Genomic DNA, 23163 nt, shown 5'->3' on the forward strand with positions numbered 1-23163 from the left:
GGCAGGCTCGGCCTTTGTCGAACCACACGTCAGTTCACCATCGACCACAGTGAAGCTCCCACGCCGGTGATGCTCTCCCCCGCAATCAGGCCGGCGGCGACGGTGATCGCAAAGCGCTCGGTGAGGCTCGGCCAGCGGCAGCTCACCAGCCAGGTCAGTATGGCGCCCAGGGCCATCATCAGCGAAACCGAGGCCGGCAGTACAAAGGCCAGGCCCAGGGCGGCCGCACTCGGGAGGAAACGGGCGCGATGAGCAGGCAACGTGCTGTCCAGCACACCGAGCACCACGCCGACCAAGCCGCCAATGACAATCGCCCAGCGGATGCTGGTGGACAGTGAACCCAGCCCATGGGTGAGGGTTTGCGCCACGGCTTTCCAGGTGGCGACCGCCGGTGCAGGCCATTCTTCGGTGAGCAGCATGGTCTGTGGATCAGGGATCAACGCCAGGTAGGCGAATACGCCGACGATGCTGCCGATGAAAATTCCCAGGATCTGCGCGATCACTTGCTTATGCGGTGTGGCGCCAATGGCCTTGCCCACCTTGAAATCATTCATCAAGTCCGTGCATTGCCCGGCCGAACCGCCGGCTGTGTTGGCGCTCATCAGGTTGATCGGCACCTGCCCCGGCGCGATGATGCCGAAGCTCAGTTGGGAGAGTTGCCCGATAGCGCCGATAGGTGGAATGCCCGTTGCGCCCACCACGCGCGCGGCGACGGCGGCCAGGCAGATCGCCAGGGGGATAGTGAGCAATGCCATGCCCAGATGGATGCCGAACAGCAGCGCCTGCAGGCTCACCACCAGCGCAATCGCCAGCGCAAAACCGGCGGCCGGACCTGGCTTGGGCACCGTCCAGGTCGAACCGCAGCTGGACCGCGTAGACCTGTACAACGCCCACAAACGAATCGCCAGCGACGCCAGGGTGGAACACACCATCAGGCTCACACCCGGCCACAACAACCACTCCACCAACGCGGCGAACTGCGGCCCGCTGCTGCCCGCAGGCAAGGCCACCAAGTGTTGAGCCAACAGCCACGGGCCCAGGCCGCCCCAGGCGATCAGCGCACCGAGCAACAGGGTCAGGCCCACGCGAATACCAATAATGCCGCCGAAGCCCACCAGCAACAGCGAAGGGTCGGCGGTGAAGGTCAGACGCTCCAGCTGTACGCTCGGCGACCAGCGCGGGAAGGCCCACGCAAAGGTGTCCACCCACTTGACCAGCCCGGAGAGCAACGCGGCGCTAAGTAATACCTTCAAGCGCGTAGCGGCTTCACGACCGTGGTTGTAGATGTGCAGCAGGGTTTCCAGAGTGGCCATGCCTTCGGGGAATTTCAGCGCATTGTCATTGAGCAGTGAGGGCCGTAGATACCAGGCGATCCAGATGCCCAGGAAACTCACCGAGAACACCCAGGCGATCATCGGGACGGCGTCCAACTGGTTGCCCGTCAGCAATGTGTAGGCCGGGATCGGCGCCACCAATCCACCGGAAATGATCGAAGCGGCGGCCGATGCGACGGTCTGGTTGATGTTGCTTTCGTGCAAGGTCCACGGCAGGTGGTCGGTGGAACGCTTGGCCACGCCCTGAAAGATGGCGTAGCCGATCAACAGCGCGATGATCGACATGTTGAACGACCAGCCGATCTTCAGCCCGGCATACACGTTAGAAGGCGTCAACAAGATGCCGAGCACGCTGCCGATGATAACGGCGCGCAGGCTGAGTTCTCGGGTAACGGGGCCGTGCGGGAAGGTCGTTGCAGGCATGCGGATTCCTTTCGGCAGGGGAACAGGGCGACTTAGTAAGTGAGCGCTGTAGCGGCCGAAGGTTCAGGTGGAGGGCCTGATTGGCTACCGAAAACACCGGAAATCAAATGTGTGCGGGCTTGCTCGCGAATGCGGTGGATCAGTCAATCCATCTGGTGACTGATAAACCGCATTCGCGAGCAAGCCCGCTCCCACAGGGGGGTGCGTCAGCCTGTAAAAATGATGGGGTATCAGCTCAGCCCAGGCGAAACCGCGCGGTGTTGTCGCTCAGCGCCTGGCTGCCCTTGCTCAGGGTGTCGGCCGCTCGGTTGACTGCCCTTGCGCCGTCGAGCAAGCGCCCGGCGGCCTGGTCGACCTGCTGGATATTGCCGCTCACTTCATCCGCCGTCGTGGCCTGCTCCTCCACTGCCGTGGCGATTTGCGCCAAGGTGTCAGTAACGTTCTGCACCGCACCGGCAATCTCGCCCAATCGAACGCCAAGCCCGGTGACCGATTGCGCATCCGTCAGCGCTTGTTCGCAGGCGACGCCCATCAGCGTGACTGCCTGACTGACCGTCGCGCGCAAGCTGTCGACAGTGCCGGCGATCTGTGCGGTCGAGGCCTGGGTGCGCTGTGACAGACTGCGCACTTCATCAGCGACCACGGCAAACCCCCGGCCCTGCTCGCCGGCACGGGCGGCTTCGATGGCGGCGTTAAGTGCCAGCAGATTGGTCTGTTCGGCGATGCCACGAATGGTATCGACCACCGATTGAATCTGCTGGCCCTGCTGGTTGACTTGCTCCAGCGCATTGGCGGTGTCAGTCAGGCGTTGATTGAGCTGCTGGATGCTGGCCGTGGTGCGTTGGCTGTCGCGACTACTGTCCTCGGCAATGCGCCGGGTTTGTTGGGCGCTGCTCGAGGCTTGTTCGCAACTGCGGGCAACGCCCATGGAGGTGGCGGCCAATTGGGTAGCAGCGGCGGCAATCTGGCTGATCTGGTGTTGCTGGTCTTCGACCTCGTTAAGGGTACTGCCCGATTGCGCGTTGAGGGTCTGTACCGCCGAGCCAAGCTGCTGGGTTTCGTGATTGACGCCTAGCAGACTGGTGCGCAATTGCACCACTGCAACGTTCAAGGCCGCGCTGATCGCGGCGAGTTCGTCGCGCCCCTCAACGGCCACTTCCACACACAGATTGCCGTCGCGCAAGGATTCGGCCAGGGTGGTGATGCCACTGGCGCTACGGCGAATCGAGGCCTGCAGGCAAATGAACAGATACAACGCTGCCAACGCCAGCAGGCTGAAGGTCGCCGCCACCGGGATAAACTGCTGGATGGAACGCGTGTGGTAATGGCCCAAGCGCGCATCCAGCGAGGTCAGCGACTGCTTACGCAGTGCGGCCAAACCGTCGAGCATGCCGTCGACACCGGTTTCGAAGGCCGCCGTATCGAGCTTGATGGTGCCTCCGAACACGCCGTCGTCGAGCACTTTGAGTTCGTTGTCCAGCCGTTGCAGGCTGTTGTCGTACTGCGTGGCCCAGGGCTCCAGACCCGCGTATTGCTTGGCTCTAAGGGAGGCGGCGGCCTTGACCAACTGGTCCCGCGCATCGCCGATGCGGCTCCGCAAGTCACGCATCTGCAAACGGCTTTGCAGGGTGAACTGCCCCGAGGCGATGGATGACTGACCCACACTGGCCATGCGGCCGATCCGCTCAATCAGGTCAGGCGTGTGCTGGGTGGAAATCTGCATCAACAGGTAGGTCTCCAACCACGGGTCGAGGATCAAGCCGGCATCCTGGGTGATCTGCTCGCGCAGGGTTTGCATCGCGGTCAGGGCCGAGGTGAAACGGTCGTAGCCGTCCGGCCACCAGCCCACGGTGCGCAGGGATTGGGAATCCATGCCCTTGACCGTGGCCTGCAACGCTTCGAAGCGGGCCAGGATATCGGCGCTGGCGTTCTGCGATTTAAGTGAATCGCCCAACGCTTGCAGGCTTTGCAGGATCACGGGGAAATTCGCGTCCACCTTGTCCATCGCCGCCTTCGCTGCCGGCGTCGGAGCGTGCAGGATGTCTGCCGCTTTCCACCGCGCGGCCAGGTTGCGCTGGGCCGTCAATTGGCCATCCAACGAGTCCAAGGCTAGTAATTGCCGAACGCCGGACTGCTCGCTCGAGATCACGGTTAATTTGTCGCGATAGTCCGAGCCAATCATCCATAGGCTACCCGCCAGGGGCAGCATGAACAGGAAGAACAGGATCTGGAACTTGCGCGCAAAGCCGAAACGACCCAGCAGGCGGATACCCGGTGATAAAAGGCTGTGCATGTCCGACCACTCTCCAAAAACGACCCACGCGGTGCACCGCTGGGTGAAGCCTTGAAATGACTAACGGCAAAATGCCATGTCATTGATTGGGAAGGCACAAGCAAAAAATGGGCCTGTGGAGGAACGCCCCGAAATAGGCGGGCTCGCACCAAATAAACAACGAGAAACGCACGGAAATGGGGCAGAAACACTCATCCCAAAGCTGCCCCTGTAACTAATGGCGCAAATTCCCCAAACAACACTCATCCCCTGTGGGAGCTGGCTTGCCTGCGAAAGCGGCGTACCCGACACACATGCGCCAACTGACCCACCGCCATCGCAGGCAAGCCAGCTCCCACATTTTTGACCTCACTCCGCCCCTCAACCCCGCGACCTCCCGGCTGAAAGGTTTGATCGTAAAGCGTGCCCCAGGTCATCAGGTTTGAATAAAGGCGTATCAAGCCAGTAGCGCAGCGATCCACCTGGCCTGCTGGGAAATCTCCTGCCGCGTCTCTTCAGGCACCGCCTGCCGCGCGCGCTCAAGGCTGGCCAGGGTCTTTTGCTTTTGATGCAAGATGCGCTGCCACTTGGCCAGGAACGCCGGACTGCGCGCCTGCATCTGCAGCGGGCCGAAGTACAGCTGTTCGGCGCTATAAGCCACCGGCCCAGCGCGCTCGGCGACAATGATTTCGTAGAAGAAGCGGTTCTCCCACAGCAGCTCTTCACTGAGGATGGAATAACCGTTATCCATCAGCCATTGACGCAAGGGTTGCTCGCCGCCGTTGGGTTGCAGGATCAGCCGTTCCTGGCCGCTCAGGTAAGGTTTGCCGTTTTCGAGAATGTCGCGAATCGTCTCGCCACCCATACCGCAAACGCTGATCGCGGTGATGCCGTCGCGGGGTTCGATGGCGGCCAAGCCATCGGCCAGGCGCACCGTAATCTGCTGCTCCAGGCCATTGTCACGCACGGTGCGCTGCGCCGCATGGAATGGCGTAGCAGCCACCTCCCCCGCTACCGCCGCCACAATCAAGCCACGGCGCATCAACGCCACCGGCAAATAGCCGTGGTCGGAGCCAATATCGGCCAGGCGCGCGCCAGTAGGTACGTTCGCCCCCACGCGCTCCAGGCGCATGGATAACGTGTGTTCGTTCATCGGCCCTGCTCCCCCGAAAAACGGTCCCGACTGTTGGTCAAGTGCAGCACCATGGCGGCGCGTGCGGCGTCCGGGTCCCGGCGTTTGATCGCGTTGAAGATCGCCTCGTGCTCCAGGTTCGCCAGTTGCCCCAATTGGGCAAAGTCGGCACCGCCACGCTCGTCCCCCTTGAGCTGGGTGCGCGGGATCATCGCGTTCCCCAAATGCAGCATGATCTCGGTAAAAAACGTGTTGCCGGTGGCCTCGGCGATCAGTTGGTGAAAGCGTTTGTCTTCTTCCACGCAATTGTCGTTGTTCGCCAGGGACGCCTGGTAATCGTCAAGCGCCTGGCGCATGTGGGCCAATTGAGCGTCGGTTCGACGCACCGCTGCCAGCGCTACGGCCTGTACCTCCAGGCCCAGACGCAACTCGAGCATATTGCGCACGCTGGCCACCGTGTCCACATGCAGGCGCAAACCCTGCTGGGCGTGGAGCGCCAATACAAAGGTGCCGATGCCGTGACGGGTTTCCACCAGGCCAGACGCCTGCAGCTTCGAGAGCGCTTCGCGCACGACGGTTCGGCTCACGCCATGCTCAAGCACGATGGTGGATTCCGATGGCAGTTTCTCACCGGGCTTCAATTGGCCAAGCAGGATGCGCTGGGTCAGCGCATCGACCACGCCTTGGGCGAGGTTGGTGGAGCGTCTACGGAGGGGGGTCCACTTTCAATGGGCATTGCTACAAGTCCACGGGGTTGAGCTGGAGGGAGCTTAACACCCCACCCGGAGAGGGGCTCAGGTTGATTCAAAAAACCCTCAACTTGTATGACAACCAATCATAGCATTCACATTGCTCACTCGAGCCATTGCGACTAATCCAGACAACCCGACCGCTCAAAAAACCGCATAAAACCCAACAAAACCTTTACAAATAACCAAAACACCTGATCTACGCAGGGCGTTAGAAGAACAAAAACACCGACCAACGCATTGCGATCTCAAGAAACCTACTTGTATGATGTCTATCAACAAGACACGCAAACCCGCATAAAAATAATCAGGGGGAGTTTTGAATTGTGAACAATTCAAGCCATGCATCTGCCGCACCAGAAAGTGATCCAGTCCTCGCGCGCGCCGTGAGCAAAGTGAAGGGCCACGTGCTCCCACTGTTCGTGATCATGTTCATCCTCAACTACATCGACCGGGTCAATATCGGCTTTGTGCGCACGCACATGGAGCATGACCTGGGCATTGGCGCCGCAGCCTATGGCTTTGGCGCCGGCCTGTTCTTCATCGGCTACGCCCTCTTCGAAGTGCCCTCCAACATGCTGCTGCAAAAGGTCGGGGCGCGAATCTGGCTGACCCGCATCATGTTCACCTGGGGCATCGTCGCGACGATGATGGCGTTCATCCAGAACGAAACCCACTTCTACATCCTGCGTTTCCTGCTGGGCGTGGCCGAAGCCGGCTTCTTCCCTGGGGTGATCTACTACTTCACCCGCTGGCTGCCCGGCGTGGAGCGTGGTAAAGCCATCGCGATTTTCCTCAGCGGCTCGGCGGTCGCCTCACTGATTTCCGGCCCCCTCTCAGGCGCACTGTTGCAGATCGAAGGGTTTGGCTTCCACGGCTGGCAGTGGATGTTTGCCATTGAAGGCCTGGCCTCGGTGGCGCTGGGGTTCTTTGTGTGGTTCTGGCTGGACTCCAAACCCCACGACGCCAAATGGATGACCCGCGAAGAACAGGACGCATTGGTCAATGCCATCGACAGGGAACAGCGCGAACGTGAGGCCCTCACCACCGTCAAACCGACCATCGGCAAGTTGCTGAAAGACCGCCAGATCCTGCTGTTTTGCGCGCTGTATTTCTGCATCCAACTGACGATCTACGCGGCGACATTCTGGCTACCGAGCATCATCAAGAAGATGGGCGACTTGAGTGATATACAGGTCGGCTTCTTCAACTCGATCCCGTGGCTGATCTCGATCATTGCCATGTACGCCTTCGCCTCGCTGTCGGGCAAGTTCAAGTTCCAGCAAGCCTGGGTCGCTGCGGCGCTATTGATTGCCGCAGCGGGCATGTTCATGTCCACCACCGGCGGGCCGATCTTTGCCTTTGTGGCGATCTGTTTTGCGGCCATCGGCTTCAAGTCGGCGTCGTCGCTGTTCTGGCCTATCCCCCAGGGCTACCTGGATGTGCGCATCGCCGCCGCGGTGATCGCGCTGATCAACTCGATCGGCAACCTGGGCGGCTTCGTAGCACCGACAACCTTTGGCTTTCTGGAACAGACCACCGGTTCGATCCAGGGCGGCCTATATGGCCTGGCCGGCACCTCGGTGCTCGCCGCGATCCTGGTGTTTTTTGCCAAGACGTCGCCCTCCGCCGTGCTGGCGCCAACTGTGCCTACGGGCGCCGCCCTCAGCAAACCTCTTTGAGCCCATTCAGGAACTTGCCATGAACACTCCCGTCATTACCCACTTCCAGGTCATCCCCGTCGCCGGCCACGACAGCATGCTGCTCAACCTCAGCGGCGCCCATGGGCCTTACTTCACGCGCAATATCGTCATTCTCAAAGACAGCTCCGGCAACACCGGCGTGGGCGAAGTACCCGGTGGCGAGCGCATCCGCGAAACCCTGGAAGACGCCCGCAGCCTGGTGATCGGCCAACCCATTGGCCAGTACCAGCGCGTGCTCAACCAGATGCGCAGCACCTTTGCTTCCCGCGACGCTGCCGGGCGCGGCCAGCAGACGTTTGACCTGCGCATTACGATCCACGCCGTCACCGCCATGGAAGCCGCGCTGCTCGACCTGCTGGGTCAATTCCTCGACGTCCCGGTGGCCGCCTTGCTCGGCGAAGGGCAGCAGCGCGATGCCGTGAAAATGCTCGGTTACCTGTTCTACGTCGGCGACCGCAGCGCTACCAACCTCGCTTACCGCAACGAGGCCGACAGCGACGATGAATGGTTCCGCCTGCGCCACGAAAAAGCCCTGACGGCCGACGCCGTAGTGCGCCTCGCTGAAGCCGCCAAAGCCAAATACGGCTTCAACGACTTCAAGCTCAAAGGCGGCGTGCTCAGTGGCGATGCCGAAATCGAAGCCGTCACCGCCCTGGCCGAACGCTTCCCGGATGCCCGCATCACCCTCGACCCAAATGGCGCCTGGTCATTGAAAGAAGCCATCCGCCTGTGCCGCGACCAGCACCACGTGCTCGCCTATGCCGAAGACCCCTGCGGTGCCGAAAACGGCTACTCGGGCCGCGAAGTCATGGCCGAATTCCGTCGGGCCACCGGGCTGAAAACCGCCACGAATATGATCGCCACCGACTGGCGCGAAATGGGCCACGCCATCCAGCTGCAATCCGTCGATATTCCTCTTGCCGATCCACACTTCTGGACAATGCAGGGCTCAGTACGCGTCGCGCAAATGTGCCATGAATGGGGCCTGACTTGGGGCTCGCACTCCAACAACCACTTCGATATTTCCCTGGCGATGTTCACCCAGGTCGCCGCCGCCGCGCCGGGCGACATTACCGCCATCGACACCCACTGGATCTGGCAGGACGGTCAACGCCTGACCAAGGCGCCACTGAAAATCGAAGGCGGCTACGTGAAAGTGCCGAGCAAGCCAGGCCTGGGTGTGGAGATCGATATGGACGCCGTGGCCAAGGCCCATGACGTGTACGAAGGCATGGGCCTCGGGGCCCGGGATGACAGCGTGGCGATGCAATTCCTGATTCCGGGATGGCGCTTCAACAACAAGCAGCCGTGCCTGGTGCGGTAAGGCAAAAACACGCAAACAACTGTAGGAGCTGGCTTGCCTGCGATGGCGGACTGTCAGCCGGTACACCTTTAGCTGATCCACCGCGATCGCAGGCAAGCCAGCTCCCACACTCGAACTGCTTCGTGCTTAAGTGCGCGTTTTCGTACTAAGGTTTGCGGACGACTGCCGGTGTTTTTTGGATCGCAATCGGCTGCACAGTCAGCTCAACCCCTAACGCCATCATCAGCTTCTGAATCGTCTCATAGCGCGTTTTTGATCCGCCCTTCAGCGTTTTGTAAAGACTCTCGCGATTAACCCCCGCCGCCTCTACGGATTCTTTGTTTCAGGAAGGCTGGGGACACCTACTCCAGACTCGGCACTCCGCGTTTTAAAGCACCCGATCAAACAACGGCGCCACGTCATACCGCTGCTTCAACATCTGCGCATCCACCAAAAAATCCGCCGTGGCCTGGGCCTCGCTGACGATCGTCGGCGAGATCGGCAGCACCTGGATCGCATCGCGCTTGAACCACACTTTGGCGATGTCCGGCGCCGACTGGTTGGCCTTGGACCACGCCTCGGCGTACTCATCAACGTGCGTGCTGCTCCACGCCCGAGCGCGGGTGAGGCGCGCAATGAAGTCTTTGATGATCGCGCTTTTTTGCGCCAGGGCCGGCTCGTACGCCACGATGTAGGTCGGCGCGCTCATCAGGCCCTTGGCATTGCGGATCAAGGTGCTGCCCTCTTTTTCCTGCAACGACACGTAGGGTTCCCAGGTACCGAAGGCGTCGATGTCACCCTGGGTCAGCGCCAGGCTCGCCTCTGCCGGCAACAGGTACTTGAAGTTGACGCTGCTGCGCGGCACACCCGCCTCATCCAGCGCCTTGTACGCCAGTTGTTGGCTCCACGAACCATTCCAGATAGCGACGGTCTTGCCTTTAAGGTCGGCCACCGACTTAATCCCCTTGCGCGCCACGATGCCCACGCCGTCGAGGCTGGTCTGGGTGCTGGCGACCACTTTGACCGGCGCGCCATTGGCGGCCAGGCTGATCACCGGGGTATCGCCGACGATGCCTACATCCAGCGCGCCACTCGCCACGGCAGAGGCCACCGGGGAGCCGGTATTGAAGCGCTTGAAATCGATGGTGTAGGGCAAGTCTTTCAGCTCGCCCGACAACTCCAGCACGATGCGGTTGGAGAAGAACTGGTCGCCCACGGTGAGGGTCAGCGGTCCGGCTGCCCCTGCCGATTGGCCATAACATGCAAGAGAGGCCAAGCCCAGCAAGGACAGCAGTGTGCGACGGTTGATCATAAGAAATCCCACAGGAATAGATGGCTGTTGAACCATCTGTGGGCATGCAGTCTGGTCGTTTGCCGTAGAAACTATCGCAATAAAAGCCCGACGCTTAATACTGTTGGGCACTATCGATAGAACCGTCTCACAGCTCGCTAGCTAATTTTCGTATTAAAAACTTCGCCACCCTTGGGTTAGGGTGACGTCACCAGACCACTGGACCCCAGCACCTGAACCACTTTCAGCAAGGTCCATTGCATGCCAATTCCCGCTTTGAATATCTGGGGCACACCGCCCACTGCCCGCTACGAACAACTGGTCGCGCCGTTTCGGCCGCTCTTCGCGCAGATTCTCGCCCAGGCAGCCGTGGCTGATCAGACCCGCGGCAGCCTCGCCACAGTGATCCAGCAACTGAACGCATTGGGCTTGCCGCGCTGGCGCCTGCCAGCCAGCTATGGCGGCCAGGATGCAACGCTGGTCGAGCTGCTGGCGCTGCTCACGGAATTATCCGCCGCCGACTCCAACATCACACAAGCCCTGCGCGGGCACTTCGGTTTTTGCGAAGACGTGCTCAGCGCCAAGGACCACGACTGGCGCGCCAAATGGCTGGACCGCCTCGGCCAGGGCGCCCTGCTGTCCCCGGGCAGCACCGAAGTCGGCAACCAGACGCGCGGTGATTTCGAAACCCGCCTACACCGTGACGAAGCAGGCGCGTTGCGCATCACCGGCAAAAAGTTCTACACCACCGGCGCGCTCTACAGCGACTTGATCAACACCATCGCCACCGGCGAAGACGGCACGATCTACAGCGTGGTCGTCGACCTGAAAGCCCCCGGCGTGCAGATCGTCGACGACTGGAACGGCTTCGGCCAACGCCTCACCGCCAGCGGCACCTGCCTCTTCGATAACGCGCCCGTGGTGGACGACGATGTGCGCCCCACTCAACAGCGTTTTGGCCATGGGCAATCGTTCTTCCAGCTCTACCACCTCAGCACCCTCGCCGGCATCGCCCGCCGCGCGGCCCTCAGTGGCGCCGAAGAGCTGAGCAGACGCGCCCGAACCTTCACCACCGGCAATGCCGACACGGCAGGCCAGGATGTGCAACTGCTGCAAGTGATCGGCGAAGTCGCCAGCCAGGCCTACGCCGCGCGAGCCATCGCCCAGCAGGCCGCGCAGCGCCTGGAGCACACGGCGCAGTACGTGATCGCCCACGATCAGCCGTTGCACGATGACGACCCGCACGTCGCATTGGCGGAGCTGGAAGTGTGCCTGGCCGTGAACCCGGTGGTGGATGCGACGCTGGCAGCAACCACCGCACTGTTCGATGCCCTGGGCGCCAGTGCCACCGCCAGCAACAAGGCGCTGGACCGCCTGTGGCGCAACGCGCGAACCCTGGCAAACCACAACCCGCGCGTGTACAAGTCGCGGATTGTGGGCAATTACCTGGTCAATGGAATCCTGCCACCTGCGCAATGGCGTGTAGGCGTAGCAAAGGGATAGCAACGGTCACCAAGCCTGTGGCGAGGGAGCTTGCTCCCGCTGGGACTGCGCAGCAGTCCTCCAGGCACAAACGCAAATCCGAGAGGCTGTAGTACAGGAGGGTTTACCGTAGAATGCGCCCCCTTGAACAACCTCAAAGGAATGAACCTGTGTCAACGAACAGCACCATCACCTGCCCGCACTGCATGAACAACGTCCCATGGGGCGCCCGCGTATGTCGCGGCTGCCATGCAGAAATCTCCTACGGCACCCCTCTCGCAAGCGTGATCTTTTTTATCGTGCTCTCAGTCGGGGCAAGCTGGTATGTCACCAAGCTGGCCCACGACCATCTGTTTACCAACGCCACGCTGTTGTGGTGCGTATTTGCAGCCGTGCTGACTCCCTGCGCCATTCTGTCCAGAAAAGCCTGCAAGCGCCTGTATGACGGCAAAACCGAGTTTCGACGCCATTACCGCAAGTGATTCGTCGTTTATCTACAGGTGAAAGCATCGCGCCAGCACTGCTGGCGTGAGACGCAAGGAACAGTCAATAATTTCACTGGGAGATGAATCACGACCACGCGATTTAAGGCCTAATCATCTTCCTCTGCCGCCCCCTCTCAACCCCGCTTCGGCAGCTTCCAATTCGGCCGCACGAAGTGGCAGGTATACCCATTCGGTATCCGCTCCAGATAATCCTGATGCTCAGGCTCCGCCTCCCAAAATGGCCCCGCCGGCTCAATTTCAGTCACCACACGCCCCGGCCATAACTTAGAAGCATCAACGTCTGCTGCCGTATCTTCGGCAATGTCCCTTTGCTGTTCGCTCAGGTAATAAATCGCCGAACGATAGCTGGGCCCAAGGTCATTCCCCTGCCGATTAGGCGTGCTCGGGTCATGTATCTGGAAAAAGAACTCAAGAATCTGCCGGTAAGTGATTACAGCCGGGTCAAAGACGATCTCAATCGCTTCGGCGTGGTTACCGTGGTTGCGATAAGTAGCATTCGGCACATCACCGCCGGTATAGCCGACACGGGTGTGCAGCACGCCGGGATAGCGTCGGAGCAGGTCTTGCATGCCCCAGAAGCAGCCGCCGGCGAGGATGGCGGTTTCGGTTTGGTTGGTCATGGTCTGCCCCTTGTGTTCAATGGATACAGGGTAGTTATGGGGTTGTATTGACCAATACCAAGGTTGAGCGGCAGATTGTCCCGGATTTAAACCACTACTCTCTAAGGTCACGCACTAATTGCAGGACCCGCGGCTTCACATAGTTCTCACTGCCAAGTGCGGCCATCCGTCGCATCCCCCCAACCTCCCCTCCTGTCCTCCCCCCACCCGCCGATAACCTTACTAACCGCATGCCTACACCCTGCGCCCCCTCCCGATCGAGCCCCCACCATGAACCCACTCGCCCTTCTCAAAAAAGCCCGGCCCGCCCGTCAAGGCACCACCACGCTCACCTGCACAGCCAGCGAACTGGAGCCGTCCTTAGCCACCCTGCGCATCAACCCTACGCTCATCACCGGCTTCATCTCCCCGCACCTGGACATCGACCCAATCGCCGCCAAGCTCAAACGGCGCTTTCCCCAAAGCACCATCAGCCTGTGCACCACGTCCGGCGAGTTGTGCAACGCAGCCAATTCGCTCTACTGCGCCACTGGCGAACGCTGGGACCGGATTGTGTTGCAGCTGTTCGACGACAGCGTGATCGCTTGCGCCGAGGTGGTGATGGTGCCGTTGGAGTGTGAGGACATTCGCAGTGGCGGCAAGCGCCTGGGGATGCAGGAGCGGATTGCCAAGTTGGTGAGCAATATCAAGCGGGTGCAGGTGCGTACGCAGATCGATCATCGCGATACCTTGGCTTACGTGGTGTTCGACGGGCTGTCGGCGTCGGAGTCGTTTTTCATGGAGGCACTGTATGAGTCCGGGCGTTTTCCGTGTTTATTCGTGGGCGGGTCGGCCGGGGGCAAGTCGGACTTCCAGAAGACGCTGATCCACGACGGCCAGCGCAGTTATCAGAACCATGCGCAGATTGTGTTCCTGAAGACGGCAGCCCAGGTGCGGTTTGGCGTGTTCAAGAGCCAGAATTTCAAGCCGGCGGATTTGACCTTCAGCGTGCTGACCGCGTCGGTAGAGGACCGCACGATTGACCAGGTGATCGACAGCAGCGGCAACATCAAGAGCATGGTGCAAGCGCTGTGCGATGCGTTCAACTGCACGCCCCAGGCGCTGGAATCGAAACTGGCGGACTACTCGTTTGCCATCCGCGTGGGCAGTGAATTGTTCGTGCGCTCCATCGCGCGCATCGACTATGAGCAGCAGATCGTGCAGCTGTTTTGCGACGTGGCGCCCGGTGAAGAGTTGGTGATGGTGCGGCGTACGCCGTTGCGTGAGGCAACGCGTTTGGACTACGAGCAATTTTTGCGCGGCAAGGGTGGCCAGCCGGTGGCGGGTATCCTAAATGACTGCATTTTGCGCCGGCTGAACAACGGCGCCGAACTGGGCAGCATGGCCGGCACGTTTGGGGATGTGCCGCTGGCGGGGTTTTCGACCTTTGGTGAAATCCTGGGGCTGAACCTGAACCAGACGCTGACGGCGATTTTCTTCTTTCGGGTGGCCAAAGGCGCCAGTTTCAATGACGAGTACGTCGACAATTTCATCGCCCATTACGGCGAGTTCAAGGCGTTTTTCCTGCGCCGGCAGGTGAAGAAACTGGCGGGATTGAACCATGTGGTGGTCAAGCAGATTAACGCGTTCAAGAACAAAGACTTTACCGACACCCTGAATACCCGTGGGCTGGACCGCAATATCCTGCCGGTGTTCGAAGGCCTGGCAGACTTGGGCCAAGTGTTGGCGCAAGCCGAGCGGCAGCAGGAGGACATTGCTTCGCAGCTCAAGCATTACTCGGGTGAGTTGCATGCGTCGATGGATGATTTGGTGGGCACCATTGATCGGCAGAACAGCGTGTCTGCCCAGGCTGGAGCGACGGTGGAGGGGCTGTCGAACCAGGCAGATGTCGCAGTGGAAGGCGCACGCACCCTGGCGGGTTCAAGTTTGCGTATCCAGTCGATTGTGCAGGTGATCCAGCAAATCGCCGGGCAGACCAACCTGCTGGCGCTCAACGCCGCCATCGAGGCGGCGCGCGCGGGCGACCTGGGCCGGGGCTTTGCAGTGGTGGCGGACGAAGTGCGCAAACTGGCAGAGATCACGCGTAAGAATGCGGCGGAGATTGGTGTGGATATCGATCTGCTGTCGAGCGAGATCCAGCGTGTTGCCCAGCAGATTGAGGACCAGTCCACTGGGGTGGGCGCGCTGCGCGAAATGCTCGATGCACTGGAGGCGTCAAGCCGTGCGACTGAGGGGACAGCGCAACGCACGAAGACCATTGCGGATACGTTGACGGGGCTTACGCACGCGTAGGCTTTAACGGGGAGGCGCGGGTGCCTGAGGCGGCTGGGCTGCAATGCGCATCAGCAAAATGCGCTTGCAGTGCCTGGCAGACAGTCGCGCTTCAGGGTTTGAAGTTTTTCATCAGTTTGAACAGATGGCCGGGCCAGATCCATCGTGTTGTTGGCTGCTCGCGGGTGTCTGCGAGAGCGTCGAGCAGGGTGTTGTTGGGCGCTTCGCCGGCAGGAATATTCAAGGGCGAGCGCTGTTGCACTTGATCGGCTGGGGGCTCAATCGGCTTGTACACCCGGCGCGTGGCAGCATCCAGCGTATAACCAGCGGCCTTGCCGTACTCGGTGACGCTCCAGACGCCATTGACGACCTCGACTACCACCTTGGAGGGTGGAAGTTTTATGTCCTTGTGCGTGGTGCTGACGATATGGTCCGCAGTCTTGGCATATTCGAAGGTGGCGAATTCACTGCCAAGTGGCGGTTGACCCACGGCTTCACTGGAGAATCTTTTCACCATCTGCTCCAGGAATGGTATGCCGCCAATATGGCTGAACGCTCCGTTGCCAGGGCTCAGGATGTGTTGCAAAAAGCCCTGATCGATACGGGTGCTGCTGAAGGCAGAACCGGTCAGGATATTTGATGCGATTATGGCGTCCTCCGGCTTGAAATCGAACGTCGTCCAATACTCGTCTACGTAATAGCCATTACTGCCAATGAGTTGACGACCGTCGCTGTAATGACGATAGGTGCCGAGTGCTGAGACCAATCGATCGACGTAGCGTAAATCCGCACCTTCTGACTGCGCATAAGCGTACATATCCGAGATCAGGGCACGATCATCAAGGGTGAGGAATTCGCTGGACCGTTGGGTCCCGTTCTCAGAGGTCGCAGGTGGAAGGGCGACGGGGGGTTCGCTACCGCGAAACAAGCGCAAAATCATGATCTCACGGCCGTTAACAGGAGTCGGCTTCGGGTCCAAGGCCACTGGGGACTCCATCGACTGCATCGCTTCCAGCGCCGCACGCCGCTCGTTAACCGTGAAGACGCCGCCGCTGTCGCGGGCGATCAAGTTGAGTTGATCACGCACCAGGCCTTTGAAAGGGTTGCTGTCATGGCCGTTGAGGAAGCCGGTCGCCTGTTTCGCCCGTGCCAAGACTTCAGGGTCGTCGGTAGCTGGAATCTCCCCGTCGTGTTGCGCTTTATTGGCGAAATACTTGTCGTCGGTCATCAGTTCGAGCGATTCGGCGTTCTTTTGGCCCATGGGCGTTTCAGCCCGCGTTGCCGCATCACTCAATTGACGCGCCAGGATCGAGACGGTGGCGATACCGTTATGACTTGTTGAAATAGGCGCCTCCATCTTGCCGTTATCAGGAGAGACAGAGGTCGGAGTAGCAACGTTGAGGGAATCGCTCATCACGCGCCTGTCAGGCGATGACGTATATGGACTGATGCTGATCATTGGTATTCACCTTGCGTGACAGCGTGTGAATCTTCATATAAAAAACTTCTTCCCTGTATAGAACACCCGCAGCAGAACTGACCGCGGGCGTCACACAGCTGATTAATACCTATATTTAAATGTCACAGAGTCGACGCCAGCAGGACGAGCGTAAGGGGGTGTACCACCCAACACTTTGTGATAAATCATGACTTTCGAACCATGACCGAAGGCCTGATCGTTAAAACCCATCAACACGCCTGAAGAGTTCGGATAGATTTGTTCACAGTTTTCTTGAGAACTGAAGGGCCGGTAGTAACACAGGCGCACCTCATCATTGAGCGTCCCGGGATAATACGTGGTACTCCACCGAATCTCTAACAACTGCTTGGGATCGTTGAGTGTTCCTGCGGGAATGTCCGGGTACAGAATGCTGAACTTCGAAAACCCGACACCAGGATCAGTATTGGAATTGGACAATACAAGTACGGGACCTGGCGCTTCAGCCTTAGTAATAGAAAACTCCGCCGCCCATGCAGTTCCTATTGTAGAAATCATTAAAATAGCGAGCAAGGCAAGCGAGTACGAGCTTGCACGCTTACCGCCTGAATATACAATCAAGCTTTTCATAATTATCACCATAGCGTCAGGAGTTAACACATAAGATTCAAATCAATCCAACTGTAAGATTCACGCCCCCACCATTGCACGATTAATTAACCGAATAAAGCCACCCACGTCCTAAAATAACGAAGGACAACGCCGTCATACTTAAAAGTAGGAATACGTCAGCAACTTCCTAGTCCCGCCTCCCCTCTATTAAAACGTTCTGTTTCAAGGCATGATGCGGCCCTCACATCAAAGACGATAAAACTGTGAAAAGCACCCTCACCGCACTGCTGCTGATTATCATGGCGGCGCCGGTATTCGCCGATACCACAGCTATCGGCTTCAAAAACATCACCGTCCTTGATAAGCAGCGCCCGTTGCAAATGGTCGTCTGGTACCCCACCGCCACCACAACCGCACCCGAGCTGATTCGTGACGACGCAGTGTCCTTCGGTGCCCTCGCGGTGCCCGACGCGCCTGCGCAAAGCGGCGAACACCCGCTGGTGGTGCTCTCCCATGGTTACGGCGGTAACTGGGGCAATCAGGTGTGGCTGGCCAGCGCCTTGGCCCATCGGGGTTACATCGTGGCGGCGGTCAACCATCCCGGCACCACCAGCAAGGACCGCAGCCCGCAGGCTGCCGCGCAGTTATGGCAACGGCCCAAAGACCTGAGCCGGGCCATCGATGCGGTGATCGCCCAGCCGAAGCAGTTCGGCACGGTGGCGGAAAACCGGATCGCCGTGGTGGGTCACTCTATTGGGGGATGGACGGCCATGGAAATCGCCGGTGCCCGCTTCGACCCGGACCTCTTCGCCCGGGACTGCACTGCCCATCCGAAGTTGGGTGGCTGCGTCGGCTACCAGCAGATAAAACCCGCCGCGACACCGGCTGCGAAGGCCCAACTGGCCGCTGCCCTGCGCGACCCACGCGTCGGCGCCGTGGTGACATTGGACCTGGGCCTGTCGCGCGGCTTCACCGACGCCAGCCTGGCCGCACTGCCGGTGCCGGCACTGGTGATTGCGGGGGGCGTGCCAACGGAGGATATGGACCCCAACCTGGAGTCCGCCGACATGGCCAAGCGGTTGCCTAAAGCATCAACGCACTACGTAGAGATCGCCGACGCCACTCACTTCAGCTTTATGTCGATCTGCAAGCCGGGCGGCATGGCGTTGATCGAAGAGGACTCGCCAGGCGATGGCATGATTTGCCGCGATGGTGAAGGGGCCCGACCCAGAGTAGAGATCCAACAACAGGTGGTAGGACTGATTACTACGTTTCTGCGGCAATCGCTCAGCAAATGATTAAAATTCGAACCCTTACTCACCCACGGAGTGCAACATGCAAGAGAGCAAAGATTTGAGAGGATTACGAGGCTGGCTCGTGCTCGTTGGAATAGGCCTGTTTATATCGGTTATCCGCCTGAGCTATAACGTTCTCGCCGTGTATTACCCCATCTTCGCAAATGGCACTTTTACGGCTGTGAGCACGCAGGGATCGTCCTTGTATAACCCGCTATGGGCGCCGATTCTGATTTCAGAAACAGTCATCAGCGTACTACTGGCTGCTACCTATGCTTATTTGGTCTACCTGTTCCTCAGGAAGCATTACTTGTTCCCCAAGGTGTATATCGCCACGGTCATTTTCTCGGTGATTTTCATTCCTCTCGATGCCTGGGTCTGCTCGTTTGTCCTGGTGAATCAGCCCCTGTTCGATTACAACACACTAAAAGAAATGGTCCGGGCATTGTTTGGCTTGTTTATCTGGGTGCCTTACATGCTGGTATCCAAGCGGGTACAGGCAACGTTTGTAGAGCATAGGCCTGAGAGCGCTGACACTCGCACCGTCGTCAACCTTTAACAGAGCACCCTGCCCGTGTCCCCTGCAATGGCAAGTCATGCGGCGCAAAGGGTTATGGATACACCTAAAGGCGCCCCGTTCGCCTATCAAGCGGTGTACCGCTACCTCGTCGAGTTGATCGAGGCAAGCCCTTCGCAAGGCGACCACAAGTTGCCGTCGCTGCGCCAGTTGGCGCAGCGCCTCGGCGTATCGGTGTCGACCACCAAGTACGCCTACGCGCTCCTTGAGGATGAAGGACGGGTCTACGCCAGGGCCAAGTTCGGTTACTTCACTTGTTTGATGCAGGCGCCTTTATTGACTGAGCGCGCACCCTGCCTGCTCGATCAGGTCTTTGCCAGCGCCCGCCAGCCGGGCATGCTGGCCCTGAGCAGCGACGCGCCGGCCATGCTGATGTCGCTGGAAAACCCACTGTTGATGATTGAGCGGGAGATGGCCCGCCAATACCCGCGCTCACTGGCACCGTTGTACCTGCCCTTTGGCGAACCGGAGCTGCGCGCTGCATTGGCCGAGCGCTACACCTGCGCCACTGACAACTACTGGCAGGCCGATCAGGTCTACGTCGGCGCGGACCTGCACAGCGTGCTGGAGTTGTCGCTGAACGCCTTGGGCTTGGCGGGCACAGTGGCGTTGGTGGAGTCACCGTGCTCGTGGGCGATCTTGCGCCAGCTCAAAGCCGCGAACATCCGCGTGATCGAACTGCACCTCGACGCCGACGGGCGCTTCGACCTGCCTGCGCTCAATCACCTGCTCAAGCACGCGCCCATTCGCCTGGCGGTGCTGTCGTCCACCGTGAACATCCCCCACGGCAGCCGCATGCCGGCTGAGGATAAACAGCAGATCTGCCAATGGCTGGCGGAGCGGGATATCTGGTTGTTCGAAAACGACACCTACGGCGAGTTGTATTTCACACCCCGGCCGGCCCGCTATCGCGACGTTGCCGACCCGCAGAAACTGCTGGTGTTCTCGACTTTCGACAAGGTGATCGGCTCGGAGGCACCCTACGGCTATGTGCTGTGCCGTGGGTTTGGGGCGCAGTTGCAGCAGGCGTTCCTGGCGCGGGCATTTCGTCTGTCGCCGATCCGCCAGAAGGCGATTGCCAAGCTATTCACCTCCAAGCGCATCGACGCGCATCTGCACACACTACGGGCCTTGTTGCAGGACTGTATGACCCGGATGAAAGGCCTGCTGGACGAACACGGCAAGGGTGCCTTTGAGGTGCAGATCCCGCAGGGCGGCGCGTGCTTTTGGCTTGAAGCCACGCACCCGGTCGACATGCACCGCGTGTTCGATCGCCTGCTGGCAGAACGCATCGTCATCGCCCCCGGCGAACTGTTCAGCCAGCAAGGTGCCTGGAAGCAGCATGTGCGCCTGAGCTTTACCCTCGATTGGAGCAAGGACATCGCCCAGGCCGTGGAGCAACTGGCCCGGGCAATCCGTCAAAGCCCGTAACAGTGCCGCGCCTCAGGGAAACGACCGTGACGCACGTCGTCGGCAAACCGCTCGCAGGCATCGCGGATCACCGCGCCCACGTCCGCGTATTGTTTGACGAAGCGTGGCATCTGCTCGCCGCCCAGGCCCAGCACATCTTCAGTCACCAGGACCTGGCCGTCGCAGGCCGGTGAAGCACCGATGCCGATCGTGGGCATTGCCGAATCGAGGGTAATCTGCCGGGCCACGCCCTCTGCCACCCCTTCGAGCAACAGGCTGAACGCACCCGCCTGCAGATTGGCTCGTGCATCCTCGGCAATCCGAGCACCGGTTTCGGCGGTGAGCCCCTGAGCCTTGAAGCCGCCCATCACGTTGACGAACTGCGGCATCAGCCCCACATGCGCCATCACCGGAATACCGCGCGCCACCAGAAACTCGACGGTGCCGGCTAACGCCTGGTTGGCTTCCAGCTTGACGGCGTCGCAGCCGGTGCGCGCCAGCACCTGGGCGCAATTGCGAAAGGCCTGTTCATTGGATTCCTGATAACTGCCAAACGGCATGTCGGCAATCACACAGGCCAGGCGCGTGCTATCGACCACGGCCCGGGTGTGGCCGATGATTTCTTCAAGTTGCATGCTCAAGGTCGAGGGACGGCCATACCCGACCATGGCCGTGGAATCACCGACCAGGATGAAATCGACCAAAGGATCGATCAGCTTGGCGATGGCGCTGGAGTAAGCCGTCAGGGAGACGATTTTCTGCTGGCTCTTCATGGCGACCAGTTGCGGGACGGTCATGCGTTGGGTGCGGCTGTGGATGCTCATCAGTGTCGTCCGTTGTGCGCTGGAGGACCCGATTATTGGCAAAAGTGAGGGCGATTCAATGCACAGATTGGTGCTAAAAAGCGACTCAGGGAATGGCGTCGGTTTTTAAGCTGGTATCATCCCGAGCCTGTACAGCCCGGGTAGAAAGACATGAACCGCCAGAAAAAACTGAAGCAGCTCTTCAAGGCCAAGGCCAAAAAGGCCAGCGCCAAATTGGCGCCGAAGAAAAAGGATACGTACGTCAGCAAGGCAGACCGGGAAAAGCTGGCGGCTGAAGCGGTTCAAGAGCCAGGCGTGTCCCCGGAAAGCTGATTCAGCCACCGCTCAACACCTCAGGCAAACGAAAACTCAACCAACACCGCCAATCCCCTGTGGGAGCTGTCGAGCTTTAGCGAGGCTGCGAAAGCGGTGGGTCAGGCGATGGAGATGTTTGCAGTACCGCCGCCTTCGCAGCCTCGCCTGGGCCCGACAGCTCCCACATTTGATCTTTATCGCTGCTGGAATTGCGCCCGCAGCCAAGACCGAAATCCAACCAACACCGCCAATCCCCTGTGGGAGCTGTCGAGCTTTAGCGAGGCTGCGAAAGCGGTGGGTCAGGCGAGGAAGATGTTGGCAATGCCGCCGCCTTCGCAGCCTCGCTGGGGCTCGACAGCTCCCACCTTTGATCTTTGTCGCTGCTGAAATTGCGCTCGCGGCCAAAACCGAAATCCAACCAACACCGCCAATCCCCTGTGGGAGCTGTCAAGCTTTAGCGAGGCTGCGAAAGCGGTGTGTCAGGCGATGGAGATGTTGGCAGTGCCGCCGCCTTCGCAGCCTCGCTGGGGCTCGACAGCTCCCACCTTTGATCTTTATCGCTGCTGAAATTGCGCTCGCGGCCAAAACCGAAATCCAACCAACACCGCCAATCCCCTGTGGGAGCTGTCGAGCTTTAGAGAGGCTGCGAAAGCGGTGGGTCAGGCGATGGAGATGTTGGCAATGCCGCCTTCGCAGCCTCGCCTGGGCTCGACAGCTCCCACATTTGATCTCTGCTGCGGTTGGGTGCTGCGCCCGCCGTGCCGGTCAGGAGAGTGGAGATGCGTCGGTCAACCCCTCCCCACCGACCCTGACACCGGAAGATTCCCCAGCAACTTGAGGCCGGTGCTCTTCACAAAGGTGTCGTAGTCCATCGGCTTCTGGATGCGCGTCTCAGCGTTGGGTAGCACATACGCCCAGGCTCGCTTGCTTGAGGCGTCGTACACCAATTTAAACAGCCGCGTCGGCACCCAGACGTGGTTGTCGCCAATGGTGCCGTGGCCCGGGTCGAACAGCGGACCGGTGAATACATACACATCGCCGCCAGCACGCTTGGCAAACTTGCGCACGTCGGCCTCGACCTTGCTCCAGATCTTGCGGTTGTTGGTGGGGTCTTGCGGCACCATGTTCGACAGTGCGAAGGATTGGGCCATCGCGTGGGCATCCGGTGCGTCGGCGGCCGGGGCCTGGTGGCCGCGGTCCACAGCCGGGTGCTGGCTGCGGTAGTCACTCAACTCAGCGCGCCCAGCCTTGGGGATGCGTGGGTCGGGGTAGAACTGGTTGGTACGCTCCTCGCCTTTCGCCTCTTTCAACTGCGCGGCATTCAGGCGTTCGACCACCACCAGCGGCGTCTTGCTGGTTTGCGAGTACAGCACTGCAAACGTGTCGGAACACAGCGCCAGAGGTTTCATCGACGCGGGGATGGTGGCGGTTTTGATCGGCGTGTTGGCAGGGAAAAGCTCAGCGCAACCCTCAAATGAAGCGCGTTGCTCGGTGGGGGTGTAGGGGTTTGCCAGATTGCGGGCTTCTACAGCGGTAGAGAGCAAAACAAGGGCCGACAGCCCGACTGCAATGTTGCGTAGGTACATGCTTTAGATCTTATGCTGAGGGTAAAACGGACGACAGGTTC

General features: G+C 60.0%; 18 protein-coding genes and 2 pseudogenes. 9 read left to right on the forward strand and 11 right to left on the reverse strand.

Annotated elements, in window-relative coordinates; translation table 11 throughout:
* Positions 1 to 29 precede the first annotated feature (29 nt).
* The 4 genes and pseudogenes from AB4O35_RS25105 to AB4O35_RS25120 all read right to left on the reverse strand — a co-directional run bounded on the left by AB4O35_RS25105 (position 30) and on the right by AB4O35_RS25120 (position 5897).
* Positions 30 to 1757 carry an OPT family oligopeptide transporter gene (locus tag AB4O35_RS25105; protein ID WP_065910865.1) on the reverse strand — a complete coding sequence of 576 codons (1728 nt, stop codon included), beginning with the start codon at positions 1755 to 1757 and terminating at the stop codon, positions 30 to 32.
* A 235-nt stretch (positions 1758 to 1992) separates the two neighbouring features.
* The gene (locus tag AB4O35_RS25110; protein ID WP_065946208.1) at positions 1993 to 4050 is read right to left on the reverse strand and encodes a methyl-accepting chemotaxis protein; all 2058 of its coding nucleotides are present in this window, start codon (positions 4048 to 4050) and stop codon (positions 1993 to 1995) included.
* A gap of 436 nt (positions 4051 to 4486) precedes the next feature.
* The gene (locus tag AB4O35_RS25115) at positions 4487 to 5182 is read right to left on the reverse strand and encodes a tRNA (adenine(22)-N(1))-methyltransferase (RefSeq protein WP_065910864.1); all 696 of its coding nucleotides are present in this window, start codon (positions 5180 to 5182) and stop codon (positions 4487 to 4489) included.
* Positions 5179 to 5897 (reverse strand): annotated as a pseudogene (locus AB4O35_RS25120) (FadR/GntR family transcriptional regulator). Before AB4O35_RS25120 ends, AB4O35_RS25115 begins: the two are co-directional and overlap by 4 nt.
* A gap of 339 nt (positions 5898 to 6236) precedes the next feature.
* Here AB4O35_RS25120 and AB4O35_RS25125 point away from each other — a divergent pair.
* Together AB4O35_RS25125 and gudD are read left to right on the forward strand one after the other, a co-directional pair.
* Positions 6237 to 7592 carry an MFS transporter gene (locus AB4O35_RS25125; RefSeq protein WP_065946207.1) on the forward strand — a complete coding sequence of 452 codons (1356 nt, stop codon included), beginning with the start codon at positions 6237 to 6239 and terminating at the stop codon, positions 7590 to 7592.
* Between the two features lie 19 nt (positions 7593 to 7611).
* On the forward strand, positions 7612 to 8937 hold the full coding sequence (gene gudD / locus AB4O35_RS25130) for a glucarate dehydratase (protein WP_065946206.1): 1326 nt from the start codon (positions 7612 to 7614) through the stop codon (positions 8935 to 8937).
* A gap of 145 nt (positions 8938 to 9082) precedes the next feature.
* Here the strand turns inward: gudD and AB4O35_RS25135 are convergent.
* Together AB4O35_RS25135 and AB4O35_RS25140 are read right to left on the reverse strand one after the other, a co-directional pair.
* Positions 9083 to 9244, reverse strand: a pseudogene (locus AB4O35_RS25135) (helix-turn-helix domain-containing transcriptional regulator); the annotation flags it as partial.
* 60 nt (positions 9245 to 9304) lie between these two features.
* Positions 9305 to 10228 carry an ABC transporter substrate-binding protein gene (locus tag AB4O35_RS25140; protein ID WP_065874218.1) on the reverse strand — a complete coding sequence of 308 codons (924 nt, stop codon included), beginning with the start codon at positions 10226 to 10228 and terminating at the stop codon, positions 9305 to 9307.
* A 240-nt stretch (positions 10229 to 10468) separates the two neighbouring features.
* Between AB4O35_RS25140 and AB4O35_RS25145 the strand changes: the two genes are divergently transcribed.
* Positions 10469 to 11710, forward strand: coding sequence for an acyl-CoA dehydrogenase family protein (locus tag AB4O35_RS25145; RefSeq protein ID WP_065890407.1), 1242 nt, complete (start codon positions 10469 to 10471; stop codon positions 11708 to 11710).
* A gap of 149 nt (positions 11711 to 11859) precedes the next feature.
* Entirely contained in the window at positions 11860 to 12171 is a 312-nt protein-coding gene (locus tag AB4O35_RS25150; RefSeq protein ID WP_065874220.1) for a hypothetical protein, read from the forward strand.
* A 137-nt stretch (positions 12172 to 12308) separates the two neighbouring features.
* Here AB4O35_RS25150 and msrA read toward each other — a convergent pair whose 3' ends face one another.
* The gene (gene msrA, locus AB4O35_RS25155; RefSeq protein ID WP_065874221.1) at positions 12309 to 12815 is read right to left on the reverse strand and encodes a peptide-methionine (S)-S-oxide reductase MsrA; all 507 of its coding nucleotides are present in this window, start codon (positions 12813 to 12815) and stop codon (positions 12309 to 12311) included.
* Positions 12816 to 13085: 270 nt separating this feature from the next.
* On the opposite strand from msrA, the gene AB4O35_RS25160 reads away from it, so the two are divergent.
* Positions 13086 to 15107: a methyl-accepting chemotaxis protein gene (locus AB4O35_RS25160; RefSeq protein ID WP_065946205.1), complete on the forward strand. Its 2022-nt coding sequence runs from the start codon at positions 13086 to 13088 to the stop codon at positions 15105 to 15107.
* Between the two features lie 91 nt (positions 15108 to 15198).
* Here AB4O35_RS25160 and AB4O35_RS25165 read toward each other — a convergent pair whose 3' ends face one another.
* Together AB4O35_RS25165 and AB4O35_RS25170 are read right to left on the reverse strand one after the other, a co-directional pair.
* On the reverse strand, positions 15199 to 16545 hold the full coding sequence (locus tag AB4O35_RS25165) for a hypothetical protein (RefSeq protein WP_139132526.1): 1347 nt from the start codon (positions 16543 to 16545) through the stop codon (positions 15199 to 15201).
* A 102-nt stretch (positions 16546 to 16647) separates the two neighbouring features.
* Positions 16648 to 17154, reverse strand: coding sequence for a hypothetical protein (locus tag AB4O35_RS25170; protein WP_139132525.1), 507 nt, complete (start codon positions 17152 to 17154; stop codon positions 16648 to 16650).
* Between the two features lie 245 nt (positions 17155 to 17399).
* Between AB4O35_RS25170 and AB4O35_RS25175 the strand changes: the two genes are divergently transcribed.
* Genes AB4O35_RS25175 through AB4O35_RS25185 form a run of 3 tightly spaced genes read left to right on the forward strand, consistent with a single transcriptional unit; the run spans position 17400 to position 20439 of the window.
* Positions 17400 to 18434 (forward strand): alpha/beta hydrolase family protein, encoded by a 1035-nt coding sequence (locus AB4O35_RS25175; protein WP_065946203.1) that lies wholly within the window; start codon positions 17400 to 17402, stop codon positions 18432 to 18434.
* Positions 18435 to 18471: 37 nt separating this feature from the next.
* Positions 18472 to 18990, forward strand: coding sequence for a DUF2569 domain-containing protein (locus AB4O35_RS25180; protein WP_065874226.1), 519 nt, complete (start codon positions 18472 to 18474; stop codon positions 18988 to 18990).
* Between the two features lie 54 nt (positions 18991 to 19044).
* Positions 19045 to 20439: an aminotransferase-like domain-containing protein gene (locus AB4O35_RS25185; protein WP_065874227.1), complete on the forward strand. Its 1395-nt coding sequence runs from the start codon at positions 19045 to 19047 to the stop codon at positions 20437 to 20439.
* Here the strand turns inward: AB4O35_RS25185 and panB are convergent.
* Entirely contained in the window at positions 20427 to 21242 is an 816-nt protein-coding gene (gene panB, locus AB4O35_RS25190) for a 3-methyl-2-oxobutanoate hydroxymethyltransferase (RefSeq protein WP_065874228.1), read from the reverse strand. The two genes, AB4O35_RS25185 and panB, sit on opposite strands and share 13 nt — an antisense overlap.
* Before the next feature lie 150 nt (positions 21243 to 21392).
* Here panB and AB4O35_RS25195 point away from each other — a divergent pair, with 150 nt between their 5' ends.
* Positions 21393 to 21554, forward strand: a complete 162-nt coding sequence (locus AB4O35_RS25195) for a DUF2986 domain-containing protein (protein WP_065874229.1) — start codon at positions 21393 to 21395, stop codon at positions 21552 to 21554.
* Positions 21555 to 22324: 770 nt separating this feature from the next.
* Here the strand turns inward: AB4O35_RS25195 and AB4O35_RS25200 are convergent.
* Positions 22325 to 23122, reverse strand: a complete 798-nt coding sequence (locus AB4O35_RS25200; RefSeq protein WP_065880841.1) for a DNA/RNA non-specific endonuclease — start codon at positions 23120 to 23122, stop codon at positions 22325 to 22327.
* Positions 23123 to 23163: the final 41 nt, after the last annotated feature.

The sequence above is a fragment of the Pseudomonas sp. H1_A03 genome (assembly GCF_054685145.1).